Raw genomic sequence first — 339 nt, 5'->3', positions numbered from 1 at the left:
AGCTTCACCGCGCCCTCCGCGGTGCCGCCGGTCGCGATCAGATCGTCGACCAGGATCACGCGCTCGCCGGGCTGCACCGCGTCGGCGTGCATCTCCATCTCGTCGATGCCGTATTCGAGGGAGTAGGCGATGCTCACCGTGGTGTGCGGCAGCTTGCCCTTCTTGCGGATCGGCACGAAGCCGGCCGAGACCTGATGCGCTACGGCGCCGCCGAGGATAAAGCCGCGCGCCTCGATGCCGGCGACCTTGTCGATCTTCGAGCCGGCCCAGGGATGCACCAATTCGTCCACCGCGCGGCGGAACGCGCGCGCGTCGGCCAGAAGCGTGGTGATGTCGCGG

Annotated in this window: 1 protein-coding gene; it reads right to left on the bottom strand. The window is 69.0% G+C overall.

The genetic code is table 11. The features are described from left to right. Positions 1–339: adenine phosphoribosyltransferase (locus R5H29_RS00070; protein ID WP_332328528.1), on the bottom strand; the 339-nt coding region annotated here is incomplete at both ends.

Origin of the sequence: Stenotrophomonas sp. A3_2, assembly GCF_036624925.1 — a bacterium.
Lineage (GTDB): Bacteria > Pseudomonadota > Gammaproteobacteria > Xanthomonadales > Xanthomonadaceae > Stenotrophomonas > Stenotrophomonas hibiscicola.
The sequence above is the reverse complement of the archived record's forward strand: the minus strand, read 5'-3'. Positions and strand labels throughout refer to the sequence as shown.